Raw genomic sequence first — 26,543 nt, forward strand, 5'->3', positions numbered from 1 at the left:
AAACAAACGCTGATTTTTCGGTGCTATCGGCTTTTTCGGCATCTTCAGCTGCCATTGTTGAAGAATAGGGCAAACTCATTCCCATCGCTTCAAATGCTGAAGACATGGTATTAGCTGTGAACATTCCCCCGCAGGAACCAGCGCCCGGACAAGCGCGACTTTCGACTTCTAATAATTCCTTGTCGTCAATTTTTCCAGCACTATATTGACCAACAGCTTCAAAAGAACTGACAACGGTTAAATCGCGTCCGTTGTAGTGACCCGGTTTAATTGTGCCACCGTAAACGAATATTGCTGGGATATTCATCCGAGCGATCGCTAGCATTGCTCCTGGCATATTTTTATCACAACCGCCAATGGCTAGTACACCATCCATACTTTGCCCGGTACAGGCGGTTTCAATGGAATCAGCGATGACTTCCCGCGATACTAGGGAATATTTCATCCCTTCGGTTCCCATCGAAATCCCGTCACTAATGGTAATTGTGCCAAACATTTGTGGCATTGCTCCGGCGGTTTTAATCCCAATTTCTGCCCTTTGTGCCAGTTGATTGATCCCCATATTGCAGGGGGTGATGGTGCTGTAACCGTTGGCTATACCGACAATGGCTTTGTTGAAATCTTCATCTTTAAAACCAACTGCACGCAGCATGGCTCGATTTGGCGATCGCTGCACTCCTTGCGTTACTACTTGGCTTCTCAAATTCTCCGACATCTTTTTTCCTTCCCTGGCATGATCGCTTGTATTGCGATTGTATTACCTGATTTTCTCATGTATACGCAGCGCGATCGAACATGAGTAAGCATTGGTAATTTTCTATTAAAACCAGGACTTACGTACAAGAGATCCCCCCTAACCCAATATGCTTCAATACAGTTCAGATAAGACCGAAACACTTGTCTTGACGGCGATTTATCGCGTCTCGAAAACCCAAAATTTTTGCCAGTAGCTCTTGACTGAACCGTATTGCAATATGCTTGGGTTGAGCGTCAGCGTTACCCAACAAAGTCTTGATAATGTTGAGTTTCGTTCCTTAACCCAATCTACGCCAGTTTTAGTTTTTACCCTTAACCCAAGCTAACCCCTATTTTTAAGACTATGGCTCGCTCAAGAAGTCGTTAATAGCGTGTAATAATTGACGGAAAGTGTAAGGCTTCTTCAAAAATATATTGATACCAGCGTTAGCAGCCTCAACTATTTGGCTGTCTGTCACCATGCCGCTGATGCCCATAATCTTAACTTGTGGATTCATTTGTTTCATTATGCCAATTGCAGTTAACCCATCCATTGACGGCATCATCATATCCATCAACACCATACTGATTTGATTTTGATACTGGGCATATAATGAGATTGCCTCGATGCCATTAATAGCTATCAGGGTTTTGTAGTTGTGGTCTTCTAGCAAAGTTTTGCTAATCTCCAGGATAGCGGCTTCATCATCTACAACTAGAATTAATTCTCCGTTGCCATTGGGCAATTCCAAGTTCTCTGCTTGTTGCTTTGTACTTTTGTTCCAAGCTGGTAGGTACACTTGGAATTGGGAACCTTTGCTTACCTCACTAGACACTTTCACAAAACCATTGTGGTTTTTGACAATCCCAATCACAGTTGACAAACCTAAGCCAGTGCCTTTGCCTGGTTCTTTTGTTGTGAAAAATGGTTCAAAAATTCGCTCCAAAATTACTGGAGAAATCCCAAATCCTGTATCTGAAATAGTTATGACTATATAAGGGCCCACTTGAGCATTTAGATTCATCTTGGCAAAATTTTCATCAACGAATAAATTTTCCGCAGAGATAGATAATGTACCGCCTTTGGGCATTGCATCACGAGCGTTGACGCACAAATTCATTAACACCTGATGAATTTGAGTCGGATCTGCCAAAATAGTCCAGAGTTTATGTCTAGGTAGATTATTGATAATTGTGATCGATTTTGGAAATGTGCTTTGGACAATTTGCTCAATTTCTAACAGTAGGTGTTCTATTTGTAAAGAAATGCCATTGCCTTCAGATCGACGAGAAAAAGTCATAATTTGCTTGACCAAATCTGCCGCCCGTTTAGAGTTATGTTCAAGAAGCTTCAGCAGTTGTTGATTGCGTGCATCTAGATTGGGAAATTTAAGCGCTAACATTTCCACTGAGGAAAGAATGGGCGTAAGGATATTGTTGAGGTCGTGGGCAATGCCACTTGCCAACGTGCCAAGACTCTCTAGGCGCTGGGCGCGGAGAAATTGGGCCAGGAGTTGTTTTTTTTCTGTGATGTCGGTATCAACAGAAAGGATGGATTTGGGTTGCTCTGCTTGATCACGCATCAATGTCCATCGGCTTTCCACGATAATTTCTTTGCCGCCCTTTGTTACTTTATGTAGCTCACCTTGCCATAAGCCAGAGTTAGTAACATTTGTTAAAGCCACTTGTAACTGCTGTGAGCTTTCTTTGGACAGCAACTCCTCCAGGTTCTTTCCCAAAGCTTCATGAGCTTCCCAACCATATAGACGTTCTGCACCTTGATTCCAAAATAAAATTTGGTTTTGGAAATTTCGCACGATAATCGCATCAGAAGCGATATCTAATAAAGCTGCTTGTTCGCGGATTTTCTGTTCTGCCCATTTGCGCTCAATGGTCGTAGCTAACACATTAGCGATCGCTTGCAAAAAGTGAATATCATTTTGGGTAAACTCTCGATGTCTAGTTGTGTGTGCCCCTAAGACACCCAGAGGTTGTTTTTGACCTTGAATGATAACGCTAATGCCACTGATCACTGAGTGGTTAATCAATAACGGTGGCCCTTGAAACCGTGTTTCTTTCCGCAGATCACAAACAATTACTGGCTCATGGGAAAGTAGTGTATAGGAAGCCTGAGTCTCATTTCCTCCACCTAATTCTAATTTAAGATTTCCCACCAGCCCTGGCTGCCAACCGACTCCCGATCGCAACAATAAGCTGTTCTCATCTGGAAGCAGTTCTAAAACTTTACTGTATTCCACTTCAAGGCTTTGAGTAACTAGGACAACGGCTTCGTCCATTAATGTGTAAAGATCGATATTAGCTAGAGCTAACTGACCCAATTTAGCCACAGCTGCCTGCTGGCGCACACGCGCTCTTAAACCAGCTTCGACCCGCTTGCGTTCAGCGAGTTCAGTATGTACCTGCTCATAAAGTTGAGATTGCTGGATGGCAATACCCACCTGTACTGCCAATTGTTTGAGAAAATCGATTTCCCACGTCTGCCACTGGCGGGGTGCTGCACACTGGTTAGCAACTAATAATCCCCACAATTTTTTTCCTTGCAAAATTGGGACTGCCAAGTTTGCCCTGACCTGAAACTGAGTAAGTAAATCACAGTGGCATTCAGTCAGACCTGCTGTATAAATATCTGCAATAGCTTGGATGCGCCCCTGTCTGTACTCCTCGCCGTGAGTTTCCATGAAATAAGTGTCTTGAACTTGGGTATTCAGGGTAGCAATCCAACGATCATCAACAGACTCTACCACCACCACCCCACTGTAGTCTGGTTCAAACTGATACATGAACACTCGATCTACTTGCAGGAATTGACGGACTTCAGTAACAGTGGTGTTGAGAACCTTGTCCAAATTCAAACTCTGGCGGATGCGCTGGGCAATTGCCATCACCAATCGCTGCCATTGAATTTGCTGTTGTAGTGCCTCCTCTGCCTGCTGACATTCTGTGAGGTGGTACATTGAATTAAATTCATCATTGTTCATCTGTAATATGCCTGATTTAATCCATTAGGTTGTCAATATCTGTAGTGACTGCTGGTTACGCCTCTGTGCTATTGCCTGTAGCCCATACTTTGTAGAAATAGATATAGTTAAAATTATCTGATAATGCAAGGATATTAATCTTACGGCAGTTGTTATTTCTATAGCTCTTCCTTAAGAGGTGTGCCGATTCAATATATGTTTTCTTTATTGCACCATAAATTATCATTTGCAACAACTGACAATAACTGTATGTATGTTCAGTTATTGAATGAAATAAGGGGATCAATCTGGCTTGAACACAGTTTTTTACTCTGTTTTGACCATTAGGAATTAAATTAATCCTTACTGATAAATTCTTATAAAAAAAGTGGCATTCATTTGTATAAACTGAATCCCACTCTCTATTTCTTAAAATTATCGATGACAGAGATATTTTACCCAGGAAGAGTTATCCCAGTTACAGCGATCGCACCTGCGATCGCACTGGCACAAAGGGAAGTGATCGCTGTCCCAAATATCCACCAGGCAGCATTGGCAACGGTTTTTTTGCTTTCTTCGGCTTGCTTTTTAGCTTGCTGTTGGATCGCTTTCAAACGTTTTTGGGTTTCTTTCTGGATGCGTTCGGCTCGTTGCAATACGCCATCCCGCGCTGCTTCTATTTGGTCGATAATCCGGTTAGCATCTGCCTCAGAGATATCCTCACGAGAACTGATGACAGCAACTAAGGTGTCACGATCAAATTCACTGAGGCGATCGCGCAATGCTTCAAATCCAGCTTGCGGATCGTCGAATACTTTGGCAAAGTCTTGTTTAATGCCTTCATAGTTGAGTTCAGAACGATCCAGGGAGTTAAGATAGTTGCGAACTTTGGCAAAAATTCCATCCAGCACTGATTGCACCTTCTGCTGAATCTGCTGAAATTGTTCGACAATGGAACTCCGGACAGAATCAATTTGATCGACAATCCGGTTAGCTTCTTCTTCTGAGATATCCTCACGTTGGGATAACAGCGCCACGATTGTGGAACGGTCAAATTTTGAGGCGCGATCGCTCAAACTTCCAATTCCAGCGCGGGGAGAAGACAACAGCAATTGTAAATCGCGTTTGATTCCTTCAGGGTTGAGTTCGTCTTTGTTGGTATTACGCAGATATTCTTCAAGATTGGCTTCAAAATCTAAAGCTTGTTGAGCGGTACGCTTGGCTAAACGCCGTGGCGCTCTTAGAATATCACCAATGGCATCTTGTACGTGATCGATGATCTGATTAACTTGCTCTTGGCTCAAGTCTCCGCGCTGACTCACGAGTTGCACCAAGGTTTCTCGATCGACATGAGATAAGCGATCGCGCAGTGCTAAGGCTCCAGCTTTGGGATCTTCGAGTAATTTTTCCAAATCGCTTCTAATACCTTCGGGATCGAGTTCTTCCAAGTTGGTATTGCGGAGATATTCAGCGATCGCTTTTGTAGTTTTTTCGTACTGTTCTTTCGCCTGCTGCGGTACTTGCAAAATACTATCTCGGACAGCTTCAATTTGATCGAGAATTTGGTTTACCTGTTCTTCGCTCAAATCTTGACGCTGACTGAGCAATTGTACCAATGTGTCGCGGTCAAATTGCGATAGGCGCGATCGTAATAGGCTAATTCCGGCTTGCGGATCGTCTAGTAAAATTCTAAACTCACGTTTGATACCTTCAGGATTGAGTTCGTCTTTATTAGTATTCCGCAGATAGTTTTCAACTCTTTGACGCAGTTCATCGGCTTTCGCTTTTGCTTGTTCTTGCAATTCTCTAGCACGATTCAAGATATTATCGCGGTTGCGTTCGAGTTGACCAACAATATTATTAGCTTCCTCTTCGCTGACATCTTGACGCTGTTGAAGCAATTGGACAAAAGTATCGCGGTCAAATTGTCCGAAGCGGCTACTTAAATCTTCAAACCCAGCTTCTGGATCTTCTACTAACTTGGCAAAGTCCCGTTCAATACCTTCAGGATTGAGTTCTTCTTTCTCAGTGGAACGGAGATAATCTTCGATGCGCGTGCGGAAATTTTGCCCTTTTTCTCGCGCTTCGGCCTGTTTTACAGTCTCTAAAACTTCCAAGCGATCGCTTTCCATTTGTTCAGCAATTTCTTTCACCCTGGGTTCACTGAGATCGCCTCGCTGGTTCAGCAAGTTGGTGAAATATTCTTGATTGATTTCTTCTAACTCCCGTCTCACAGTTGTCGGATCTGCGTTTACGTCATAGATGACTTCTTTAAATTCATCTACTAGCGTAATTCGGTTAAAATGCCAAGGAAATGAATTCAATATGTAATCTTCGACATCTGATTTAATCGTGTTTTCAAGTGATATTGGTAGTCTTGCAGATACTTGCTCAGTGGCTTGCTCTTTAAACTTTTGAAATTGTTCTGTTACTTGCTCGACATCGACATCTTGAACTTTTTCTTTCAGCTTTTGCAACTGACTTGTAATTTTGTTCACATCGATATTAGAAAGGTTGATCCGTTCGAGAACTGCTGGTGCGGCAGCGCTCAAACCATATCGAATAGCTTGTTTAATTACACCATTACCATTACCACTTCCAACTGTAACCAATTGTTGAAGCCGTTCACCCAATTGCTCAGAATTGAGTTCTTCAGGAGTAGCAGACTTAAGTAAATTAATTACTTGTTCTGTAGGATTTTTACGATTCAAAGCTTGTTGCCAAGCACCTTGAAGTTGGTCAGCAATGCCATTGATATCTTCTTTAGATAAATCTGTGCGAGTGCTGATTAAATCAACAAATGTTTGACGGTTAACATTTTGTAATAAATCGCTATTAGCAACAGATTGTAAATCTGTATCTTTAAGAAGCTGGTCAAATTGGTTGCGAATTTCTTTAACATCCAGCTTTGGCAATTGCAGAGAACTTAAAGAACTTTGGAGAGCATTTTTAATCCCTTCAGAATCAAAACCTGAAGTTAATTCCCGCCGAACTGCGGCTGTAATCTCTTCGGCAGTCGAAACTAACTGTTTTTTCGCAGTATTAGCACTGATACCAGCAGTTGCTGTACCCATCAGAGCTTGAAAACCAGAAGTAACAGTATTAGAAATAGAACCAATTAAAGAACCTACTGCTGATGAACCCAACCAAATTACTAGTGAGAAATAGGTAGACCAGATGACTACACCAATAATTGATCCTAAGAATGCGCTTTCGATTAAGCTAAGTTTTACAGCTAGAAAGCAAGCAATAAATAATGCAATGCTCGCAGTTATTAACACCCAAGCGCCAACTTTGCCTTGAACCTTACGAATTGTCTTACCTAAACTTTCTGATTCATCATCGGAATCTGAATCAATTTCCCAAGATGAAATTCCGACAGCAACTGAAAAGTTGGTGAATAACAATTGAAAAGCAAATGCCATCGAAACTCCAGCCAGCAATGCCACTAAGAATTTAGGGCCAGAAAAAAGCACTGATGCTTCTTCTGGAGTTAGTACTTCCTGAGCTAAAGTTATTGGCGCTAATCCTAAAATAGTTGCAACACTTTGAAACATAATATTTTCTCACTTGCACTCAATTAAATACCCATTTATAAAATGGCTTATTTATCAGCTTAATTAGCAACTATATAAGCTAACACTTTCTTAGGTAATAGGTTTATTTGCCAAAAGTCGTATTTTAAAACTTATTGTTTTTTTGTTAAGAGAATTTTTTTGATTTGCTAATTTTGCCACGTTTTTACAAAATAAATATTTTTACTACAAAAGTGATATACATAAAAATTAATCTAAGCACACAGTAGTTATTAAAAGGGGAAGTTACTATTTTAGACAAAATGAATCGATGTTTTTTATGTCAATGTCTAGCAAAAATTTTAGAACTAAAACATATAAGTATTTAGAAAAGTGTGACTTTATATTTACTCATTTAGATAAAAACACCTATACCTAATGATAGAGATAAAAATTCTTCCAAGCGATTGATGAAAGATAAATCTAAACATGTATTAATAAGGGTATTACAAGCTATAAATTTGTGAATAATTGATTGTTGCTGAGGAGAAAAAGATAATGGTTGTAGGTGTACATAAACGTGCTGTAGGTGTATTTTCTAATCGTCGAGATGTTGAACATGCGCTACATGAATTGAAAAAAGTCGGCTTTGATATGAACAGAGTCTCTGTCATTACGCAAGATGGAGACAGAGAAGATATTGCTGGTGCTGAAGTGCGTGATCGCGTCGGTGATAAATCTGATGAAGGTGCTAAAGTTGGAGCCGCTACAGGCGGCGCTTTGGGCGGATTAACTGGTTTATTAGTCGGTCTTGGTACTTTGGCAATTCCTGGAATTGGGCCAATTATGCTGGCTGGAGCCGCAGCAACTACTCTAGCTACAACTCTTGCTGGTGCAGGGATTGGTGCGGTAGCTGGTAGTTTGCTTGGTGCATTGATTGGTTTAGGAATTCCCGAAGAACGAGCTAGGGTTTATGACGAACGTGTAAGACGAGGACACTATTTAGTAATCCTGGATGGCACAGATACGGAAATCGCTAGAGCAGAAGCAATTCTCCATCAGCGTGGTGTCGAAGAGTTTGGTATTTACGACAACCCAGATGCGAGAAATGCTGATTATGTCGCTCCAACCCATAACGTAAATGTGGCTCATAGTGGTGTTGCTAGACGCGCAATAGGAGTATTTTCTCATCGCCGAGATGCAGAAGCGGCACTCACAGAATTACGAGATGCGGGTTTTCCCTTAAGTAGAGTCTCCATCATCGCCAAAGATACAGACGGTCGTGGGATCGCTGGTGTCGATGTAGATAGAAATGTTGGAACAGGTAATAAAGCAGACGATGGTGCTAAAACTGGAGCAGCTACAGGCGGTGTTCTAGGCGGCTTGACTGGCTTATTAGTTGGTCTTGGAACTCTAGCAATTCCTGGAGTTGGGCCTGTGATTGCTGGTGGCGCAGTAGCAACAGCTTTGGCCACAACCTTAGCTGGTGGTGCGATCGGTGCAGCTGCTGGCGGTATTGTCGGCGCACTAGTTGGCTTGGGAATTCCTGAAGACAGAGCGCGGGTATATAGCGATCGCTTCCAAAGAGGCGACTACTTGGTAATTATCGATGGTACGGAAGCTGAAATCCACCAAGCTGAAGCGATTCTCAAGCGTCGGGGTATTGAAGAATTTGCTATTTATGATGCCACTGATTTAGGCGAACATCGGCCAGGTTCCGACCGAGTAATCCATCATGACACAACAGTAGCCAATCCCATTCACCCCAATCACTCAAGAGAGCCTCATATTCACGATCCTGCTGTAGTGATTGTTGACCGTCGTGATGAAACACTTTAATCCAAAGTAGTTTTCACTGATACTAATTACACACAATTGCAAGAGCAAGAATTCAAAAACTTGCTCCTCACTTCACCGTAAAAATCAACAAATTTCACTTTCCGATTGCGAATTAAATCTATGAAAAAGCTAACCCCCTTCTTAATTAGCACCCTTTTAGTTTTTGGTGTTGCTGCTTGTGATAACGCTTCTAAAACAAGTGAATCTGCACCCAATAATCCTAATGAAGCTCCACAATCACCGAGTGTACAAACAACAGAAGCTTCTCAAAAAGACGCACAAAGTGAAACTCGCAGAAGACAACTTGATGCTGATATCCGAGCCCGCGAACAACGAAATAATGTCACTGGCGGCGATACAGACAGAGCTAAAGGTGACTTATCAAGTCAAGTTCGCTCTAAGCTAGAGGCAAACATACCCAAGGGTCAACTAACAGTTGATGCCACAAAGGATGGAGTTGTGACTATCGGAGGAACTGTTAACAATCAGCAAGAGTTGGCTAAAATTGAACGTTTAGCGAAAGAAATTAAAGGTGTCAAAACTGTAGTTGTTAAAGCAACTGTTGCCCCACCAACAAACTGAGGCAACTAACAATAAATTCGAGTGAGTAGGTAGAGAAAAATCAATTTATATTTTCCTACTCAACCTTAATGGTCAGTTATACTTATTACTGACCATTAATAATTGAGAACTGACGACTTTAATGATTATATTTATTGATGCTCAGTTCAGTTACAGAAACTTTTGTAATCATTGAAAACTATGGAAACCGAACAACAGCAACGTGAATCTATCAATACTTCAATATCACAAGGTGCGCTAGCACTTGAAGGTGTAGATGCAAACTTGCCAAAGTTACCGCCAGCATCGGAACCGGAATCTCAATGGCAGCAAATTAGCAGACAAGTTTCTCAATTTTTGGAGAAACTACCCAAATACTTAGGTAGCTTTTTTCAGGACTATAAGCAGCCTTTAATCACTGTTGGTTTAATTTTAGCTGCCATTGTTACAGCAAAGTTAGTGCTAGCACTACTGGATGCAATCAATGATATTCCATTACTATCACCACTCTTTGAATTAGTGGGAATTGGTTATGCCAGTTGGTTTATTTTCCGTTATCTACTAAAAGCTTCAACTCGGCAAGAATTAGCTGATGAAATTCAATCCCTAAAAAATCAGTTTGTGGGCGAATAAACTTTCTAACCATTCAACTAGTAAACTACATTATGGTAGAAGTTTATCTACCTTTAAGACAAGGGGCTTAAACTCCTTGTCTTAAATAGTAAATGTAAATTATTAGTATTTAACCTGAATTAATATTAATCTTTTGATACATCGTAAGATAGAGGATATAATCCTCTTTTTAATTTTAAATCACTTCTAAAGATAGTAGTTCGGAGATAAAAAAAAGCTTAATCTAGTTTTTGAAGTTATTTAATAGATTCTTTTACGAGGACATAAATTATGGCTAATGAAGCAGTTAAGAGAGATACAGATTCATCCGATCGCGCTGAAGTAGATACTTATGATCGCGGCATTATTCCAGCCGAAACTGCTGCTCGAATCGAAAGAGAAGGCGGCAACTACAAAACACTCCCTACAGAAGAAAGGGAGGCAGATGCAGCTACAGATGACCAAACCGATCCAGAAAGTGTACGCACTACTGACGGATACACCGTAGACAAAGAAGGTTTGTTGAACAACTATGCAGTTGAGCCGGAAATGTACTACGAAGAACCAGGTGATGCACGCAAACAAGCAGCAGAAGACACTGCACAACGTGTTGAAGAACTTGGAGAAGTTAATCAGGATGAAGAAGGCAAGTTGACCGAAAAGGGTGACAAACGCGGTAGAGGCCCAGGAATAATTTAATTAACAACTATCCTTTTGGTGGGTGCAATTACACGTAAAAAGGCTAAATAGACAGTTCGTAGAGACGCAATTATAGTTATTGCGTCTCTATTTATATAGCAATACACTTTGGGTTAACGCCAAAGCCCTTCAACTGCATTGGGCTTTGGGCAACCTATCTAGCTCAGTGCAATTGCGTAACTAATTTTACAGGCGACGAAGCCAACTTGTTAAAAGTAGACTCATCTTTATATCCACACAAATTTTGCTGGATATAAAGTAAGTACCTGATTGAAATAATCTAAAAATATGGGGCTTTTAATATTTTCTGTTGCTTTAGTTGCCATTGTTGCTCTAATTATCATTAATGCCTACAACGATTTAGTCAAGTATCGCAACCGTTACAAAAATGCTTACTCTCAAATCGATGTTCAATTACAGCGTCGCTATGACTTAATTCCCAACTTGGTGGAAACTGCCAAAGGGTACATGAAACATGAACGAGAAACCTTAGAAGCAGTTATTGCAGCTCGGAATTCTGCAATTAATGCTAGTAGTCGTGCCGCACAAAATCCCGGCGATCCGCAAGCGATGCAACAGTTGGGCAATGCTGAAGGAGCGCTGACGGGTGCGTTAAGTCGGTTGATGGTACTTTCAGAATCTTATCCAGAATTGAAAGCCGATCGCGCCATGACTCAGGTGATGGAAGAATTATCTTCTACTGAAAACCGGATTGCTTTTGCACGTCAGGCTTTTAATGATGCGGTAACACTTTACAACACCAAGAGCGAATCTTTCCCCAGCAATCTTGTGGCAAATACTTTTAACTTTACTGTTGCAGAATTGCTCGCCGAAGCGACTCCAGAAATGAGAAATGCTCCACGCGTGTCTTTTTAAATATCTATGAATTTCTTTGAACATCAGGATCGGGCACGCCAAAACACGCAACAATTAATTGGGTTATTTTCCCTGTCGATCGCAGTCATGATTATTGCGATTTACATTGCCACTTTATTTCTGCTCCGCATGGCTCCCCGTGTTTGGTGGCATCCAGGGATATTTCTCTACGTGGCTGGGATTACAATAATTGCGATCGCAGTGGGAAGTCTCTATAAAATTGCCTGTCTCCGTCAAGGAGGAAGCGTCATTGCTCAGGAGTTGGGGGGACAACTCTTACTCCCAGATATGGCAGATGAACAAGGGCAACAACTATTAAATATAGTCGAGGAAATGGCGATCGCTTCTGGTATTTCTGTCCCAGAAGTTTATCTCCTAGAAAGAGAAACCAGTATTAATGCCTTTGCTGCCGGATTTACGCCCAATGATGCTGTAATTGGTGTTACCCGTGGGACTTTACAACATCTAAACCGAGATGAGTTACAAGGAGTTATCGGCCACGAATTCAGCCACATTCTTAATGGAGATATGCGGCTAAATTTGCGTTTAGTAGGACTCTTGCACGGGATTTTGTTCATTTATTTAACCGGGGAATTGCTCTGGCGCATTCGCGATAGCTTCCGTTTAGGAAAGGAAGATAAGGGTTTACCTATCTGGGCTTTTGGTTTGGCACTAATGGCAATTGGCGGTATCGGATTACTGTGTGGACGGCTGATTAAAGCCGCCGTCTCTCGCCAACGTGAATTTCTTGCCGATGCTTCGGCTGTACAGTTCACTCGCAACCCCAACGGACTTAACGGAGTCTTCCAAAAACTCCAACAGATGGATTCACGCTTGATTTCGCCTGGCGCAGAAGCGGCTAGCCACATGTTTTTTGGTAATGCGCTCAACCCCTCTTTCTGGGACAATATGTTTTCTACCCACCCACCTCTGGCAGAACGTATCCGTCGCGTTGGGGGTTTGAAAGTCAGCAATTTGCCAGCAATGCCATCTCGCAATCAAATGCGTTCCCCCTCCCAGGAATCTCTAACAATGGGCTTTGCTGGTGGTTCCAACGCGACACCAGAACAGGTTGTCAACCAAGTTGGAAGCGTTACACCAGAGCATTTTGCCCATGCTCAAGCACTGTTATCGCAGTTACCAGAATCCCTGCGCTTGGGTGTGCGAGAGCAAGAAAGTGCAATGGCGATCGCTTTTGCTCTAGCATTAGATACTGAAAATATCGAGATCCAAGAACGTCAAATTGCTTGGTTACGAGAGGTGCAGCCTGCTGAGTTGGTAGACAAAACCTTGGAATTGAGTAGCGAAATTAACCAGTTAGATCCCAAAATTCGCTTACCACTTGTGGATTTGGCAGTACCCGTATTACGCCAAAATTCTGCCAAAGAATGCCAAAGACTATGCAAATGTGTCCACGGTTTAGCTGTAGCCACCGGAAGTTTATCACTGTGGCATTTTGTGTTGCAGTTAATACTGTGGCATCGCCTCCAACCTAGTATAAATCCTACATCTACAACAACAGTAGAATACACCTCCATAGAACAGATTTGGCCAGATAGCCTGTTAGTACTGTCCGTAATTGCCCGCGTTGGACACTCTCAACCCAATGCATCCACTGAAGACATCGCCTATGCTTTTCGTTCTGGAGTTTTTCGGCTTCCCAAAGCCGCAGAACAAGAAAAACCAGACACGCCACCAAGCTGTAATTTTACTGAACTTAAGAAAAGTATTGAACGCCTCCGCCTTGCCAGTCCCAAACTCAAGCAAGCTATTGTAGATGCCTGCGCTCACACGGTACTATTAGATAACAAAGTTACACAATCAGAAGCAGATTTGCTCAGAGCGATCGCTATGACGTTAGACTGTCCCATCCCTCCATTTTTAAACCCTCAACGTGGCATTTCAAAACAGAAACAATCTTCTCCGAAGGGAAGTTAATGTAACGAGTGAGACACAATTATTTATAACTAAACAATAAAGTCCGTTTTTGCGGACTTTTCTATTATTCTTTTTATAGCTAGAAATAGCTGTTTAACAGGAAAATAACCCGTTGCATTATCATTACATTTACAAGCAATTGATTTATTTTCGATCTCGTTTTTTCTTGGCGTTCTTCTCTACGAGACGCTACACGTTGGCGGTTCGTTCATTTTCACAACTCAAATAGGATTTCTATCTGGGCAAAAGAGTATCATATTGTACAAAAACTCTTGGCATTGCCTAGAAGTATTAACTTGCTTAAAAAAGTTTAGACAAAATGCCAGCATTCTAGAAATTTGATTGCTATATTAGATTAAATAACTATTCTGGCAAGGATTAAAAAGCTGTGCGGGATGATTTACAGGGCTTGGAAATTAGTCAGGATGAACTGCAAAAGCTGACTAATTTACCTGTCAATGATCAACTTTTAATCATTACAAATCCTCTCAAAAATTTTGCAAAAATATACATCCAAAAAATTAAAAGTTCGGAAGGAGCTACTGTAGTTTTTATTGGGTTTGCTACATTTGTTTTTGGCTATCTTTTATTTGATATAATTCTCAAAATATTTGTATCATGGATAGCAATTCCATCCTGGATAGTATTAATTATATTAGGTCTTTGGGTTGGCGGTCTTACGCAAACCATCTTATATTTAATATGGAAAAAGAGAAGTAAAATTGTCAAGCTCAACATGACAAACTCTCTCCAAATCCTGTTAAACGATGTTGAAAGATATAATACTGTAATTAGAGCAATACATATCAATGACCAAATAGAAGAAGCTGGTAATCCAGAAGTGCTGATAAAAGAAAGAGAGAGTGTTCTCGCAGCGCTTAATCTTACCAAAGCTGATTTAGTTCGCGCTTTGAAGACAGAAAGGATTTTGAGAGAAAATAAGAGCTTTATCCTTAGTAATACAGAACTATTCGTCAACAATTTAGCAACTTTAACAGCCATGCAAGTAAATGAACAGGCTACTGAGCATGGAAGGTTGCTTAATGAAGCCTTACAGATTGCATTAGATGTGCAACACGAAATGAAACGATTACAGACTCAGGGTTAAAATAATTTTTGTAATGACTTTCTCTACAAGATGCTATGTTAACGTGTATCACGTTCGTTTGCGAACAGCATATCGCAGACAAGACTCAGTAACGTAATTCGTAATCGAAAAATAGGTCAGACTAAAAAACCTCTTCTGATAGACCAGTTATGGCTAGAGATTTAGACTTCAACTGTAACGTAATTACCAATCGTTCGTAGCTTTTTCCATAATCCTTCCCACGGTAGCGATCCCCGGTCTAACATAAAGAATATCAAGAAAGTGATCGCTTATCGGCATGGACTGGAAAGAAGTCAGAGGTAACTGGGTAATCATTCCCCGAAATCCCATAGGTATCATCCATTTTTTAGGAGGTGCATTTGTCGCCACTGCACCACACATCACTTATCGCTGGTTACTCGAACAACTGGCAAGTAAAGGCTATGTCGTAATTGCTACGCCTTTTGTCAATACATTGGATCATACAGCGATCGCAAAATCCGTGCTGTTAAACTTTGACCGCACCCTGGAACGATTACATGATTCTGGAGCATTACGCAAGCTTTACTTCCCCATCTATGGTCTTGGACACAGTATGGGCTGTAAACTTCACTTGCTAATTGGTAGCCTCTTTAAAGTAGAACGTGCAGGCAATATTTTACTATCCTTCAACAACTACGCCGCCAAAGAAGCTATTCCCCTAGTAGAACAGTTCAATTCTACTTTGAGAATCGAGTTTACTCCTTCACCGTTGGAAACTAACAAGCTTGTCCAAGAGCGTTACACTATCCGACGTAATTTATTAATAAAGTTTAGTAATGACACCATTGATCAATCAGCAGCTTTAACCAAAATCTTACAAGAACGCTTTGATGACATGGTGACAGCACAAACATTACCAGGAAATCATACAACGCCTTTAGGTCAAGATATTAAATGGCAAACTGGAACGTCTTTTACCCCCTTTGATGCATTAGGTCAATGGTTCAAGCAAGAAGCATACCGCGACTTGAACCAGTTAAGAAGTTCTATCCTGTTGTGGATGAATCCTCTTGCACCTCCATAATGTTTTATGACTGTCAAAAAGTTATAAATTCGACTGGGAAATATAGAAAAATTCCAGATAAATTAACTAATGTAATAATATTGACATTAGTTAATAGTAGGGGCTTTCAGCTTTTTCTTCTTTACAAGAGGCTATGCGAACAAAGTAGGTCTAAAACCCTTACAGCAAACTTTGAATTATTTACGCTGTCCTACTTGTTAATACAGAAATACAGCAGGTTGCAACTAAGTACATAATTTAGGAATAAAAATTTAGATATAAAGAGTTTCTGCCTTCCACATTAAAACCCGTATCTTTGTACTTTATGAAAAAGAAAACTGTTTTATTAGTAACTAATTAACTCACATTATAATATTTTGATTTTCTATCTTTGCTAGTAAATTATTAATGAGTTTTTCTGAGAAATACCTATGTTTCAAATACTAATAATTGATGATGATTATTCCATAAAAACACTTTTGAAAAGGATGTTAGAAAAACAGGGTTATGAAGTAGTTACTGCTAGTAGTGGCGAGGAAGGAATAGAAAAAGCGCTAGCTTGCCGTCCAGCACTAATTATTTGTGATTGGATTATGCCGGGGTTGACTGGTCTGGAAGTCTGCCACCGTATTAAAACAGATCCCAAATTTTTTACCACATTCTTTATTTTATTAACATCCTTAGATTCAGTTGCCGATTGTGTCAAAGGTCTAGATGCTGGTGCTGATGATTTTATTTCCAAACCTATCGAGCATAATGAATTACAAGCGCGGGTAAGAGCGGGGTTACGCCTGCATCAGTTGAGTAGAGATTTGCAGGCTCAAAAGTTGCTTTTAGAATCAGAAATGTCAGAAGCAGCAGAATATGTGCGATCGCTGCTGCCTTTTCCTATGACTGAACCTTTCAATATAAATTTCCGGTTTATTCCCTCGCGGCAACTCGGTGGTGACTGTTTCGATTACTATTGGCTTGATGACGATTATCTAGCAATTTATTTACTCGATACTGCGGGACATGGACTCAAAGCTACTCTTCCCTCAGTTTCAGTGCTGAATCTGCTGCGTTCTCGTGCGCTCAAAAGTCTGAATTACTATCAACCTAGTGATGTGTTGAAGGCTTTGAATGATACCTTCCAGATGAATTATCAAAATGACAAATACTTTACGATTTGGTACGGAGTTTACAATCGAATCAACCGCCAATTAGTTTATGCTAGTGCAGGTCATCCGCCAGCAGTTTTAATAACTGGTTTATCCCCGAGAAAGTCTGACGTTCAACTCTTGAAAACTCCCGGTATGCCAGTTGGGATGTTTCCAGAAGCAAAATATGTTGACGGGGTTTACAATATTGAAAAATTTAGTAGCCTTTACATTTTTAGTGATGGCGCTTATGAAATCACTAAATCAGATGGCACTCTTTGGAGTTTGGATGCTTTTATTCAGCTACTAGTTAGCTTACAAAATCCTGTTGATTGCCAACTCGATCATGTACTGAGTTATTTAATCGCTCTGAACTCCAAAGATGCTTTTGATGATGATTTATCTATTTTGCAAATGAAGTTTGATTAATTACGTATTGGATACTAAAACCTGATTAAATGCGTCTTGGCTAGGGAATATTTCAAATACTTTATCCATATTAGTAAGTTCAAATAATATCCTTACTTGCTCATTAATTGAGCAAAGAACAAGCTTAGTATCTGCTGCCCGCAAGGTTTTAAAAGCTAACACTAAAGCTCCTAAACCTGAACTATCCATAAATATTACATCTTTAAAATCCACTAACACAATTTTCGCACCACTTTCTAAAATATCAGTGATATTTTGTCGAAATTCTTGTGAAGTTGTGGCATTTAAATTACCACTGAGCTGAATAACTTTTACTTGTTCTCTCATAATTATGTCACGCTTATTTGTGTAAATGATGCTCTGATGCCGCTATTTTCGCTATTATATACCCATCATAGAGCATTTAAAAATGCTTTCAAAATTAAATCTAGCATTAAAAATTGAATAATAATTGATAATTAATCTGTATCGACGAAGATTCATTATAAATATTTAAATATGATGTTTTTGTAATTATAAAAAAAATACTAGCTTAATTAAGTATATTTTTTCTACTACTAACAGACTAACTATAAATAACAAAATTAGTAAATTGGCATGATAAAACCCATGTATGTTTAGTTGTGTAAAAATATTGGAATAACCAATTTTCAAGCTATTCGCTGATTTTATGTTTTATCACAGATGTTGATTTTTAACGCCAACTTACTTTCATCTCATTGATGTAGCTATCTACTGATCTACAAGCTGAAGTTATGACTTTTCAGATTATTTCCTAAATATTTTTTTATTTATGTCCGATTACTTACATTATGGAAATAATTTATCTCTGGAATGCCGCTCTAGAGCTAAAAATTTCGGTTTCAACAGCGCCAAGTAAGCTTAAACCTACACCAACGCTTTAACAGAACTTCTCAGAGGCGATCGCATCTACAATTTTAGTATTCCCAATATCTGTCATTTTTCAACAGACAGCATAAAAAGTAAAGAGTTATGAATTTATAACTCCTAACCCCTAACTCCCTCAAACAGGACTGACTTTAGCTCTGTAAAGCAGCTTCTCACCTTGAAGATATCCAGTGTAGCGCACCTTGACTATTTCTCCAGGTAATGAAGTTCCCTCCATCAGTTGGTGTAGTTGGGGATTATAAGGTAATTCTGCTCCCACTGGTGCGATCGCTTCCACTCCCCACGCCTGTAAAAGCTTTTCCAGAGGTTTTTGCACTAACGGTACTATTTTCACCGCTGCTAGCTGTGGATTCTCTTGGGCTTTCTGTGCTGCTGTTGGCCATTGCAATAATAAAGACTCCAGCAATTGCAAACTCGACTGCTGGAGTTCTTGTAGTAATATTTCTCGCTGCTGTTCTAGTTGAAGCTGCGATCGCTGATACTCTTTTCTTAAATCTGTAATCTCTTGTAACAATTCCTGATTGTGCGCTGCTTTCTCTTGTAATAACTCTACGGTTGAAAAAGTTGCAATTAATTCATTCAATGGCATCTGTAGCACTGGTGACAGCTTCAGCAGCACATCTAACCGCATTTGCTCTAGCTTTCCTTGGCGTAACCGCAAAAGTTGCCGTTCTGAAACACCAGCAGCTCGACTCAGCGCTTTAAAACTAGAAATACCCACCTGTTGCATTAAATCTTGCAACAGGTGGGTATTGGGCATTGGGCATTGGGTATTGGGCATCCCTTCGGCTCCGCTCAGGGCAAGTGGGCATTGGGCATTGGGCATGGGTATTGGTGATTAAGTTTTTTCTCAATTCCCAATGCCCTATTCCCTATTCCCTAATTCCTATTCTTCCAGTAAACTTCTCAACATCCAAGCGGTTTTTTCGTGTACTTGCATCCGTTGAGTTAATAAATCGGCAGTAGGCTCGTCGTTAACTTCCTCTATCACGGGGAAAATAGACCGTGCAGTTCTGACTACGGCTTCTTGTCCTTCCACTAATAAGCGGATCATCTCAACAGCTTTCGGAACCCCAGGAGTTTCTGGAATTGAACTCAGTTTGGCATATTCGCTGTAGGTTCCTGGTGCGGGATAGCCAAGCGCTCTAATTCTCTCGGCTATTAAATCAACCGCTAAAGCTAATTCTGTATACTGGGTTTCAAACATCAAATGTAAGGTTTGGAACATCGGCCCCGTTACATTCCAGTGGAAGTTATGAGTTTTCAGATAAAGTGTATAAGTGTCAGCCAACAGACGAGATAAACCCTCGGCAATTTTAGCCCTACTCGCCTCGTCAATGCCGATATTTACATTTTTGACTGTTACTTTTGATGACATAATTTTCTCCTAATTAGGTTATATGTAATTGGGGATTGGGAATTGGGGATTGGGCATTAGTCAGGAGCCAGCATATTATTATTCTCCCCTCTCCCCCTGCCTCCCCTACTCCCCCTGCCTCCCTATCTCATTCTCTATGCCAAGTGCATCTTTAAAACGCTACGGGGTGCTTTACGAACTCTGGCTAAAACGGTTTCTTTGCCTAAACGTTGGCAAGCTTCATACCGATGGCAACCAGAAAAGCCATAATATTGTCCATCTACTTCTAGGACATCAATAGGTTCTTGCTGCCCAATCTCCGCAATCGATTCCATTAAGGCTTGCACTTTATTTGGATCGTTTGCACGGGGCAATGGCCGTTTTATCTGATTTAATGGAATTTCTTGGACTCTAACCATAAGGAGTTTATCCAACTAGTTCTGTTTTGTGTCTCTAAATAAATCATAGTCGTTATGACTTCGTTTTGCAACGTATATTTGGGGCAAAACTGGTAATGGTATCATTGGAGCGCTCATGCGACAAAAAGACCGCACTGCAAAGCAATTGGAAAATAAGCTCCAACGCCGCATTAGGGGGCAAAAGAAGCTCGATATGCTGCGCGTAGCTTGCTTTCCCGTAGGGGTACGCTATCAGGTAGCCATGAAATTTTTGTTTTGGCGTTTTTCCCACACTGTGCTGACGACATTTTGTCTATTGGGACTGACTGCTGCATCAGGTCCTGAGAGTAACATCCAGGATATAGAACTGAAAATTGGGATTGTGCAGCGATTTGGTTCACAACCCACAGTCAAACTGCAACTGGAACCCACAAAAGGCGATCGCTTAAAGCTAAAATTTAAAGCGGGCAACAAGCAGCAAATCCTGGTGACAAAGAATCCTGTAAAGCTGGAAACAGTTATGCAAGCTTTACCCCAGCCAGCAGTGGAAGAAATGGTAGTCTTAGGCACATACCGTACTTTTGAAACTGCTGAAGATAGTGCTAACAAATGGCGTTCTCAGGGAATAGAAGTGGAAATCGCTCAGCCAGAACGCTGGCAGGTTTGGGCTAAACGAGATGTTTATAGCACTCCTTTATTGCGACGCTTACTATTGCAGAACATCCAAACTTCTAACAAAGATAAAGTATATCTTGATACTAAAGTTTTAAAACAATTGCCACAAGTTAGTTGGGTGGTGGATGGTAAACGCTATAGCCCAAATGATTTGGAAATCAGCACTGATAAAAACTTGATTCGGGTGAATAAAAGCGAAAAGCCAGAAAATGCTCGTCTTTATTCTGGACAGATGAATTTGCAGCCAAATGCTTACGGCACATACACTTTAGTTAACCAAGTCCCTTTAGAAACTTATTTACGTGGGGTTGTGCCTTACGAAATAGGAACGGATGCACCAAAAGCAGCGCTAGAAGCCCAAGCAATTCTCGCCCGGACTTATGCTTTAAGAAATTTACGCAGGTTTGCCGCAGATAACTATCAGTTGTGTGCCGATACTCACTGCCAAGTTTATTATGGGCTAAATGGAGCGGCTGCTAAAACAGACCAAGCGATCGCCTCCACCAGGGGTAAGGTAGTAACTTATAAAAACGAACTAGTAGATGCCCTGTATTCTTCTACCACAGGTGGTGTCACTGCTTCCTTCAGCGATATCTGGAATGGCGATAATCGTCCCTATTTGCGCCCTGTGCTAGATGCTGCGACTAATTTTTGGAACTTATCTAAGCAGAGTTTGGCAGATGAAAAGAACTTCCATAAATTTATTAATATCCAACAGGGATTTAATGAGAGCAAATGGGATGCTTTTCGTTGGCGCAGGGAAACCCGTTTAGAGGATATTATCAAGGACTTGCAGAAATTTTTGCAGGTAAAAAACAGTCCTCATGCCAAATTTAAGACAATTCAGGCTATGGCAGTGGTGAAGCGAAGCGAGAGTGGACGCATCCTTGAACTCGCGGTTAAAACTGATAAAAGCACCTTTATTCTCCACAAAGACGAAGTTCGCAGTGCCTTTGCTGCTCCTACAAGTACGTTTTTTTACCTAGAACCTCTGAATAAAGGCAAACCAGAACTGTGGGGATACGCTTTTATTGGTGGTGGATTAGGACATGGAGTTGGCTTGAGTCAAACTGGCGCTCAAAATCTAGCAAAACTAGGTTGGTCAAGTCCTAAAATTCTCCAATTTTATTATCCTGGTACTCAGATTCAAGTTCTCAACAAAGAGATTAAATTCTAAGCTAATCGCTTTTTACAGCAGTTTGCTTTTTGAGTGAGGTACAAAATACAGGACTCAAAATTAGATAGAAAAAGTTTCTACCTCCTTATTCCTACCTCTAGATAGAGGTAGGAATAAGGAGTCAACAAAAGGCAAAATTGCTGAGGTGGAACTCTATACTAAAAAAATTAAGCAGGAACACTAAATTTACTGTGTTCCTGCTCAACATGAAATCAGTCTTTTTTTCAAAGTGGCTTTAAGAGGCACACACAAATTGATGCTTAGTCTTGCAGCATTGAGACCTTGGACGATCACTCAGTCCAAATGTTCGAGCAACTATAATCACCAATAGAAATAGGTTTTTGGCTATTTAGTTTTGCTCTTAATAGAGTTCTTCTTCTTTGTGAGTTTCGATTGTGACATTAGAAGTTGGGTAAGCAACACAGGTCAGTACATATCCAGCTTCTATTTGATCGTCATCTAAGAATGATTGATCGCCTTGATCGACAGTACCTGATACGAGTTTACCTGCACAGGTAGAGCAAGCACCGGCACGACAAGAGTAGGGCAGGTCAATACCAGCTTCTTCAGCTGCGTCTAGAATATAGGTATCGTCCTCAACATCAAGAGTTGTGTTCAGCCCTTCAGCCTCGTTAATTAGTGTCACTTTATAGGTTGGCATTGAGTAATCCTCTCTTTTGTGAACGGCAGTATAAGTTATCTTAAGGCAAAGGTCGCGGCTGTTCTTGAGAATTAGCCGCTAGTTTATATTTGCTTCAATTCTGATACTACGAGAAAAATTAAACTATGTAACTCGAAATTGAACCCGATTAGTAATGAAATTTAGTTGCTTAATCCCGATAAGTTTTATTTATGTATTTACTGCCCTAGTTGAGCTGTGATAATAAAAAACTATGTTCTAGCTAAGAAAACATGATTAAATTTGATGTTATTTAAATTTGCAGCAAGGATTTTTAATCCATAAGATCGGATTTTTGTCAAGACAATCAAGAAACTTGAGAGGTTGTTTGAAACCAAGAAACTTCCTGCAACAACTCGGAAAATTTTAAGACTAACAAAAACCGATTTTTAAGCAGGTTACATAATGAGTTTGTGCCAAGTTTTTATATAAAATGATTATGTCTAATTCAGGAGCAGCTTTGGAAAAAGCAAGAGTGCGTGTAGGTTTGGTAGGTACTGGGTATGCGGCAAAGTTCCGGGCTGAAGCATTGCTCCATGATGAGCGATCGCAGTTGATAGCGGTTGTTGGTCATACCGCAGAAAAAACAGAAGCCTTTGTCAGAGAGTACCAGATTAAAGCATTAAGTGCTTGGCAAGAGCTAGTAGAGCGTGAAGATGTAGACCTAGTGGTGATTTGTACTGTTAATCGAGATCATGGTGCGATCGCTCGTGCAGCACTTACCAATGGCAAACATGTAATTATAGAGTATCCCCTTTCGTTGGATGTAGTCGAAGCAGACGAACTTATTGCCCTAGCCAAAGCACAAAAAAAACTCTTGCACGTGGAACACTTAGAACTTTTGGGTGGTTTGCATCAAGCCTTGAAGCAAAACTTAGCCAAAGTCGGTGAAGTGTTTTATGCTCGCTACAGCACCATCAATCCCCAAAATCCTGCACCCCGTAAATGGACTTATAACCACGAGTTGTTCGGTTTTCCCTTAATTGGGGCCCTGTCTCGCCTACATCGCCTCATCGATTTATTTGGTACAGTATTTACTGTTAACTGTCATCAGCGATATTGGGAAATAGAACCGGAATATTACCAAACCTGTTTTTGTACTAGTGAACTGTGCTTTAACAGTGGACTTTTAGCCCAAGTAGTATATGGCAAAGGCGAAAGTATTTGGCAATCAGAACGCAAGTTTGAAGTTCACGGAGAAAAAGGTGGTTTAGTCTTTGATGGCGACACAGGAATTTTCATCCAGCCAGGGGAAACAACATCTATAGAGGTTGGCCCTCGTCGGGGTTTGTTTGCCAAAGACACAGCTATGGTGTTAGACCATCTTTTTGATGGCACTCCTTTGTACGTTACCCCAGAGCAGAGTTTGTATACCTTAAAGGTTGCTGATGCTGCTCAAAGAGCTGCACAGACAGGGTTCACTATGTTTATGTAAATTTGTCTAGATAAAAGTTAATGAAAACTGAACTAATTGTCATTTTATCCCAACGAGAAATAGAGAAAATGCGTCAAGCTGGGCGTTTAGCAGCCAAACTTCTCCAGCATCTCGAACCGTTTGTGAAGCCAGGGGTTAGCACTCTAGAACTAAATGATGAAGCCGAACGTTGGACGCAAGCGCATGGAGCAAAAAGCGCACCTCTTGGCTATAAGGGTTATCCAAAATCGATTTGTACCAGTGTCAATGAGGTAATTTGTCATGGCATTCCCAACGCCAAGCAGATTCTCAAAGATGGTGACATTATTAATATCGATGTAACGCCCATTGTTGAAGGGTATCACGGCGATACATCCAAGACATTCTTTGTTGGCACTCCTTCCCCAAAAACGAGAAAGCTGGTAGAGGTGACAGAGGAGTGTTTGCGCCTGGGTATTGCTGAAGTAAAACCTGGGGCACGCATTGGCGATATTGGTGCAGCGATTCAAGAGTATGCTGAAGGGCAAGGCTTTTCTGTAGTGCGAGATTTTGTTGGACACGGCATCAGTAACATTTTTCACACTGCGCCGGATGTTCCCCATTATGGTACTCGCGGCAAAGGCAAGCGCCTGAGACCGGGGATGGTTTTTACTATTGAGCCAATGATTAATGAAGGTACTTACGAAGTCGAAGTTCTCAGCGACAAGTGGACTGCGGTAACGCGCGATCGCAAGCTTTCTGCTCAATGTGAACATACCTTAGCCGTAACTGAAGATGGCGTTGAAATTCTCACCCTACCTGAAGGCGAGAATTACTAAACTGGTAGGTTTTTCTACTATTGAATTAACATAATGGCTCTAACTGTTGCTGCGGAAAATGTCACACTAGAGCAAGTAATATTGTTCTATGGATTAGAGTTTTTTTGATGTCTATAACCGGAGCAATGAGTTGTATAGTGTACTTCAGATTTTGAAGCATATTAGTCAATTGCCTAATCAAAGATAGTTAGAATAATCAAGAGCAGCAATACCTGCTCTTGTACTGAACCTGGAAGGACAAATGTCTATGGTATCAGCCACTATTAATACAGGTAATATTGGCTCTGAGGAATTCGTTGCTGGCTATCTAGATGATATACGCTACGAGTTAATTGACGGAGAAATAATCGACTTGGAACCTACTGGACTTCATGAACAGGTTGCTGGGTTAATTAATCGTAAGCTTAACGTAGCAATTGATCTGCTCAACTTGCCTTGGTTTATTCCCATGAAATGCCTAATTAAGCCATTAGGTCAAAATTCAGCCTTTAGACCAGATGTTGTGATTCTCGATCAGACTAGTTTGGCAAATGAACCATTATGGAAAACTGAGCAAGTTATTACACTAGGCAAGTCTGTAAAGTTAGTAGTAGAGGTTGTCAGTACTAATTGGCAGAATGACTATGCCCGGAAAGTGGAAGACTACGAAGCTTTAGGTATTGGTGAGTACTGGATCGCGGATTATCTAGGGCTAGGAGGCAAACGCTACATTGGCTTATCCAAAGAACCTACAATCACGATTTATCAGTTATTAGATGGAATTTATCAAGCACAACAGTTTAGAGGAACAGAACGCCTCATCTCCCAAACGTTTCCAGACCTGAATCTGACCGCAGAACAGATATTTATTGCGGGTCGCTAGAGTTAGAGATTGAGGAAAACGTCGTATTCTTTGGGAATAAACATTTACACTTTTTAAAGCTAATAAAGTAAAACATATATGGAGGTAAGATTATGACTCAAGCGTTGCCCAAATTACTCACCTTCAATGAATTTATTGAATGGTATCCCAATGACGCTAAACGCTATGAATTGCACAAAGGAGTAATTATTGAAATGCCACCCCCAACCGGAGCGCATGAAAAAGTTGTTGCGTTTTTGTCGCGGAAATTAACCGTGGAGTTTGATCGTCTTAATTTACCCTACGGAATCCCCAAAACTTCATTTATCCAAACTCCTTCTGCCGAATCCGCTTATTCGCCTGATGTGTTACTGCTAAATCTTGATAATCTCGACAATGAACCGCTTTTTCAAAAACAGTCAACAGTAAGCCAAGCCGCATCAGTTCCAATAGTTATAGAAGTTGTTTCAAGCAACTGGCGAGATGATTACTACAATAAACTTAGAGATTATGCTCGCGTAGCGTCTCGAAGAGAAGAAATGGGAATTCCCGAATATTGGATTGCTGATTATGCTGCATTGGGTGCAAGAAAGTTCATCGGGAATCCCAAACAACCAACTATTTTTGTATGCGAATTAGTTGATGGCGAATATCAAATGACACCTTTTCAAGGCGACACAGCGATTGTATCACCTACCTTTCCCCAATTAAATTTAACTGCACAACAGATTTTTAATGCGGCTAACTAATTTTTTATATAGTCTTTCAAGACACGCTAAATCGCGTCTCTAAATGAATGTTTTGGGCTGATCTGAACTGTAT

The 26,543-nt window shown here is 40.7% G+C and carries 22 protein-coding genes; 14 read left to right on the forward strand and 8 right to left on the reverse strand.

The features are described 5' to 3' along the window. The 3 genes from IQ274_RS14770 to IQ274_RS14780 all read right to left on the reverse strand — a co-directional run. Positions 1-715, reverse strand: a 715-nt coding sequence (locus IQ274_RS14770) for a dihydroxy-acid dehydratase (protein ID WP_194142705.1), incomplete at its 3' end; no start/stop codon positions are given. A 382-nt stretch (positions 716-1,097) separates the two neighbouring features. Continuing rightward, positions 1,098-3,734, reverse strand: a complete 2,637-nt coding sequence (locus IQ274_RS14775) for a GAF domain-containing protein (protein WP_194142706.1) — start codon at positions 3,732-3,734, stop codon at positions 1,098-1,100. A 434-nt stretch (positions 3,735-4,168) separates the two neighbouring features. Beyond that, the gene (locus tag IQ274_RS14780) at positions 4,169-7,270 is read right to left on the reverse strand and encodes an MFS transporter (protein ID WP_194142707.1); all 3,102 of its coding nucleotides are present in this window, start codon (positions 7,268-7,270) and stop codon (positions 4,169-4,171) included. Positions 7,271-7,786: 516 nt separating this feature from the next. Here IQ274_RS14780 and IQ274_RS14785 point away from each other — a divergent pair. From IQ274_RS14785 to IQ274_RS14825, 9 genes are all read left to right on the forward strand, one after another. Continuing rightward, the gene (locus IQ274_RS14785; RefSeq protein ID WP_163937415.1) at positions 7,787-9,067 is read left to right on the forward strand and encodes a general stress protein; all 1,281 of its coding nucleotides are present in this window, start codon (positions 7,787-7,789) and stop codon (positions 9,065-9,067) included. Positions 9,068-9,187: 120 nt separating this feature from the next. Then, positions 9,188-9,649: a BON domain-containing protein gene (locus IQ274_RS14790; protein WP_163937419.1), complete on the forward strand. Its 462-nt coding sequence runs from the start codon at positions 9,188-9,190 to the stop codon at positions 9,647-9,649. A gap of 180 nt (positions 9,650-9,829) precedes the next feature. Continuing rightward, the gene (locus tag IQ274_RS14795) at positions 9,830-10,261 is read left to right on the forward strand and encodes a CAAD domain-containing protein (RefSeq protein ID WP_194142708.1); all 432 of its coding nucleotides are present in this window, start codon (positions 9,830-9,832) and stop codon (positions 10,259-10,261) included. A 270-nt stretch (positions 10,262-10,531) separates the two neighbouring features. After that, complete coding sequence (locus tag IQ274_RS14800; RefSeq protein ID WP_163937426.1) at positions 10,532-10,939, forward strand: hypothetical protein; 408 nt, start codon at positions 10,532-10,534, stop codon at positions 10,937-10,939. A 288-nt stretch (positions 10,940-11,227) separates the two neighbouring features. Then, positions 11,228-11,815 carry a LemA family protein gene (locus IQ274_RS14805; RefSeq protein ID WP_114084712.1) on the forward strand — a complete coding sequence of 196 codons (588 nt, stop codon included), beginning with the start codon at positions 11,228-11,230 and terminating at the stop codon, positions 11,813-11,815. Positions 11,816-11,821: 6 nt separating this feature from the next. After that, positions 11,822-13,753 (forward strand): M48 family metallopeptidase, encoded by a 1,932-nt coding sequence (locus IQ274_RS14810; RefSeq protein ID WP_194142709.1) that lies wholly within the window; start codon positions 11,822-11,824, stop codon positions 13,751-13,753. Positions 13,754-14,141: 388 nt separating this feature from the next. Next, entirely contained in the window at positions 14,142-14,861 is a 720-nt protein-coding gene (locus tag IQ274_RS14815; RefSeq protein ID WP_163937432.1) for a hypothetical protein, read from the forward strand. Positions 14,862-15,138: 277 nt separating this feature from the next. Next, positions 15,139-15,906 carry a DUF1350 family protein gene (locus tag IQ274_RS14820; RefSeq protein ID WP_163937435.1) on the forward strand — a complete coding sequence of 256 codons (768 nt, stop codon included), beginning with the start codon at positions 15,139-15,141 and terminating at the stop codon, positions 15,904-15,906. Between the two features lie 410 nt (positions 15,907-16,316). After that, the gene (locus tag IQ274_RS14825; protein WP_163937438.1) at positions 16,317-17,453 is read left to right on the forward strand and encodes a SpoIIE family protein phosphatase; all 1,137 of its coding nucleotides are present in this window, start codon (positions 16,317-16,319) and stop codon (positions 17,451-17,453) included. Here the strand turns inward: IQ274_RS14825 and IQ274_RS14830 are convergent, their stop codons facing one another. From IQ274_RS14830 to IQ274_RS14845, 4 genes are all read right to left on the reverse strand, one after another. Further along, positions 17,454-17,780 (reverse strand): STAS domain-containing protein, encoded by a 327-nt coding sequence (locus IQ274_RS14830; protein WP_163937441.1) that lies wholly within the window; start codon positions 17,778-17,780, stop codon positions 17,454-17,456. Positions 17,781-18,477: 697 nt separating this feature from the next. Beyond that, positions 18,478-19,122 carry a nucleotide exchange factor GrpE gene (grpE, locus tag IQ274_RS14835; RefSeq protein WP_194142775.1) on the reverse strand — a complete coding sequence of 215 codons (645 nt, stop codon included), beginning with the start codon at positions 19,120-19,122 and terminating at the stop codon, positions 18,478-18,480. 126 nt (positions 19,123-19,248) lie between these two features. Then, positions 19,249-19,740 (reverse strand): Dps family protein, encoded by a 492-nt coding sequence (locus IQ274_RS14840; protein WP_012410091.1) that lies wholly within the window; start codon positions 19,738-19,740, stop codon positions 19,249-19,251. A gap of 134 nt (positions 19,741-19,874) precedes the next feature. Further along, complete coding sequence (locus IQ274_RS14845) at positions 19,875-20,138, reverse strand: ParB N-terminal domain-containing protein (protein ID WP_012410090.1); 264 nt, start codon at positions 20,136-20,138, stop codon at positions 19,875-19,877. Positions 20,139-20,253: 115 nt separating this feature from the next. On the opposite strand from IQ274_RS14845, the gene IQ274_RS14850 reads away from it, so the two are divergent. Further along, positions 20,254-21,969 (forward strand): SpoIID/LytB domain-containing protein, encoded by a 1,716-nt coding sequence (locus tag IQ274_RS14850; protein ID WP_194142710.1) that lies wholly within the window; start codon positions 20,254-20,256, stop codon positions 21,967-21,969. Between the two features lie 361 nt (positions 21,970-22,330). On the opposite strand, the gene IQ274_RS14855 is transcribed toward IQ274_RS14850, so the two are convergent. Next, positions 22,331-22,630, reverse strand: a complete 300-nt coding sequence (locus IQ274_RS14855; protein WP_012410088.1) for a ferredoxin — start codon at positions 22,628-22,630, stop codon at positions 22,331-22,333. A 457-nt stretch (positions 22,631-23,087) separates the two neighbouring features. Between IQ274_RS14855 and IQ274_RS14860 the strand changes: the two genes are divergently transcribed. From IQ274_RS14860 to IQ274_RS14875, 4 genes are all read left to right on the forward strand, one after another. After that, complete coding sequence (locus IQ274_RS14860; RefSeq protein ID WP_194142711.1) at positions 23,088-24,083, forward strand: Gfo/Idh/MocA family protein; 996 nt, start codon at positions 23,088-23,090, stop codon at positions 24,081-24,083. 20 nt (positions 24,084-24,103) lie between these two features. Beyond that, entirely contained in the window at positions 24,104-24,880 is a 777-nt protein-coding gene (gene map / locus IQ274_RS14865) for a type I methionyl aminopeptidase (protein WP_163928561.1), read from the forward strand. Positions 24,881-25,121: 241 nt separating this feature from the next. Further along, positions 25,122-25,742 (forward strand): Uma2 family endonuclease, encoded by a 621-nt coding sequence (locus tag IQ274_RS14870; protein ID WP_194142712.1) that lies wholly within the window; start codon positions 25,122-25,124, stop codon positions 25,740-25,742. A gap of 92 nt (positions 25,743-25,834) precedes the next feature. Beyond that, a complete protein-coding gene (locus tag IQ274_RS14875; protein ID WP_194142713.1) occupies positions 25,835-26,470 on the forward strand; it encodes a Uma2 family endonuclease in 636 nt (211 codons plus the stop codon). Positions 26,471-26,543 lie beyond the last annotated feature (73 nt).

Origin of the sequence: Nostoc sp. LEGE 12447, from assembly GCF_015206985.1 — a bacterium.
Lineage (GTDB): Bacteria > Cyanobacteriota > Cyanobacteriia > Cyanobacteriales > Nostocaceae > Nostoc.

Bases quoted from the DNA above. Each gene is read 5' to 3' on its own strand.
- IQ274_RS14775 (WP_194142706.1), bottom strand. From the start codon at position 3,734: ATGAACAATGATGAATTTAATTCAATGTACCACCTCACAGAATGTCAG.
- IQ274_RS14780 (WP_194142707.1), bottom strand. From the start codon at position 7,270: ATGTTTCAAAGTGTTGCAACTATTTTAGGATTAGCGCCAATAACTTTA.
- IQ274_RS14785 (WP_163937415.1), top strand. From the start codon at position 7,787: ATGGTTGTAGGTGTACATAAACGTGCTGTAGGTGTATTTTCTAATCGT.
- IQ274_RS14790 (WP_163937419.1), top strand. From the start codon at position 9,188: ATGAAAAAGCTAACCCCCTTCTTAATTAGCACCCTTTTAGTTTTTGGT.
- IQ274_RS14795 (WP_194142708.1), top strand. From the start codon at position 9,830: ATGGAAACCGAACAACAGCAACGTGAATCTATCAATACTTCAATATCA.
- IQ274_RS14800 (WP_163937426.1), top strand. From the start codon at position 10,532: ATGGCTAATGAAGCAGTTAAGAGAGATACAGATTCATCCGATCGCGCT.
- IQ274_RS14805 (WP_114084712.1), top strand. From the start codon at position 11,228: ATGGGGCTTTTAATATTTTCTGTTGCTTTAGTTGCCATTGTTGCTCTA.
- IQ274_RS14810 (WP_194142709.1), top strand. From the start codon at position 11,822: ATGAATTTCTTTGAACATCAGGATCGGGCACGCCAAAACACGCAACAA.
- IQ274_RS14820 (WP_163937435.1), top strand. From the start codon at position 15,139: ATGGACTGGAAAGAAGTCAGAGGTAACTGGGTAATCATTCCCCGAAAT.
- IQ274_RS14825 (WP_163937438.1), top strand. From the start codon at position 16,317: ATGTTTCAAATACTAATAATTGATGATGATTATTCCATAAAAACACTT.
- IQ274_RS14830 (WP_163937441.1), bottom strand. From the start codon at position 17,780: ATGAGAGAACAAGTAAAAGTTATTCAGCTCAGTGGTAATTTAAATGCC.
- grpE (WP_194142775.1), bottom strand. From the start codon at position 19,122: ATGCCCAATACCCACCTGTTGCAAGATTTAATGCAACAGGTGGGTATT.
- IQ274_RS14840 (WP_012410091.1), bottom strand. From the start codon at position 19,740: ATGTCATCAAAAGTAACAGTCAAAAATGTAAATATCGGCATTGACGAG.
- IQ274_RS14845 (WP_012410090.1), bottom strand. From the start codon at position 20,138: ATGGTTAGAGTCCAAGAAATTCCATTAAATCAGATAAAACGGCCATTG.
- IQ274_RS14850 (WP_194142710.1), top strand. From the start codon at position 20,254: ATGCGACAAAAAGACCGCACTGCAAAGCAATTGGAAAATAAGCTCCAA.
- IQ274_RS14855 (WP_012410088.1), bottom strand. From the start codon at position 22,630: ATGCCAACCTATAAAGTGACACTAATTAACGAGGCTGAAGGGCTGAAC.
- IQ274_RS14860 (WP_194142711.1), top strand. From the start codon at position 23,088: ATGTCTAATTCAGGAGCAGCTTTGGAAAAAGCAAGAGTGCGTGTAGGT.
- map (WP_163928561.1), top strand. From the start codon at position 24,104: ATGAAAACTGAACTAATTGTCATTTTATCCCAACGAGAAATAGAGAAA.
- IQ274_RS14870 (WP_194142712.1), top strand. From the start codon at position 25,122: ATGTCTATGGTATCAGCCACTATTAATACAGGTAATATTGGCTCTGAG.
- IQ274_RS14875 (WP_194142713.1), top strand. From the start codon at position 25,835: ATGACTCAAGCGTTGCCCAAATTACTCACCTTCAATGAATTTATTGAA.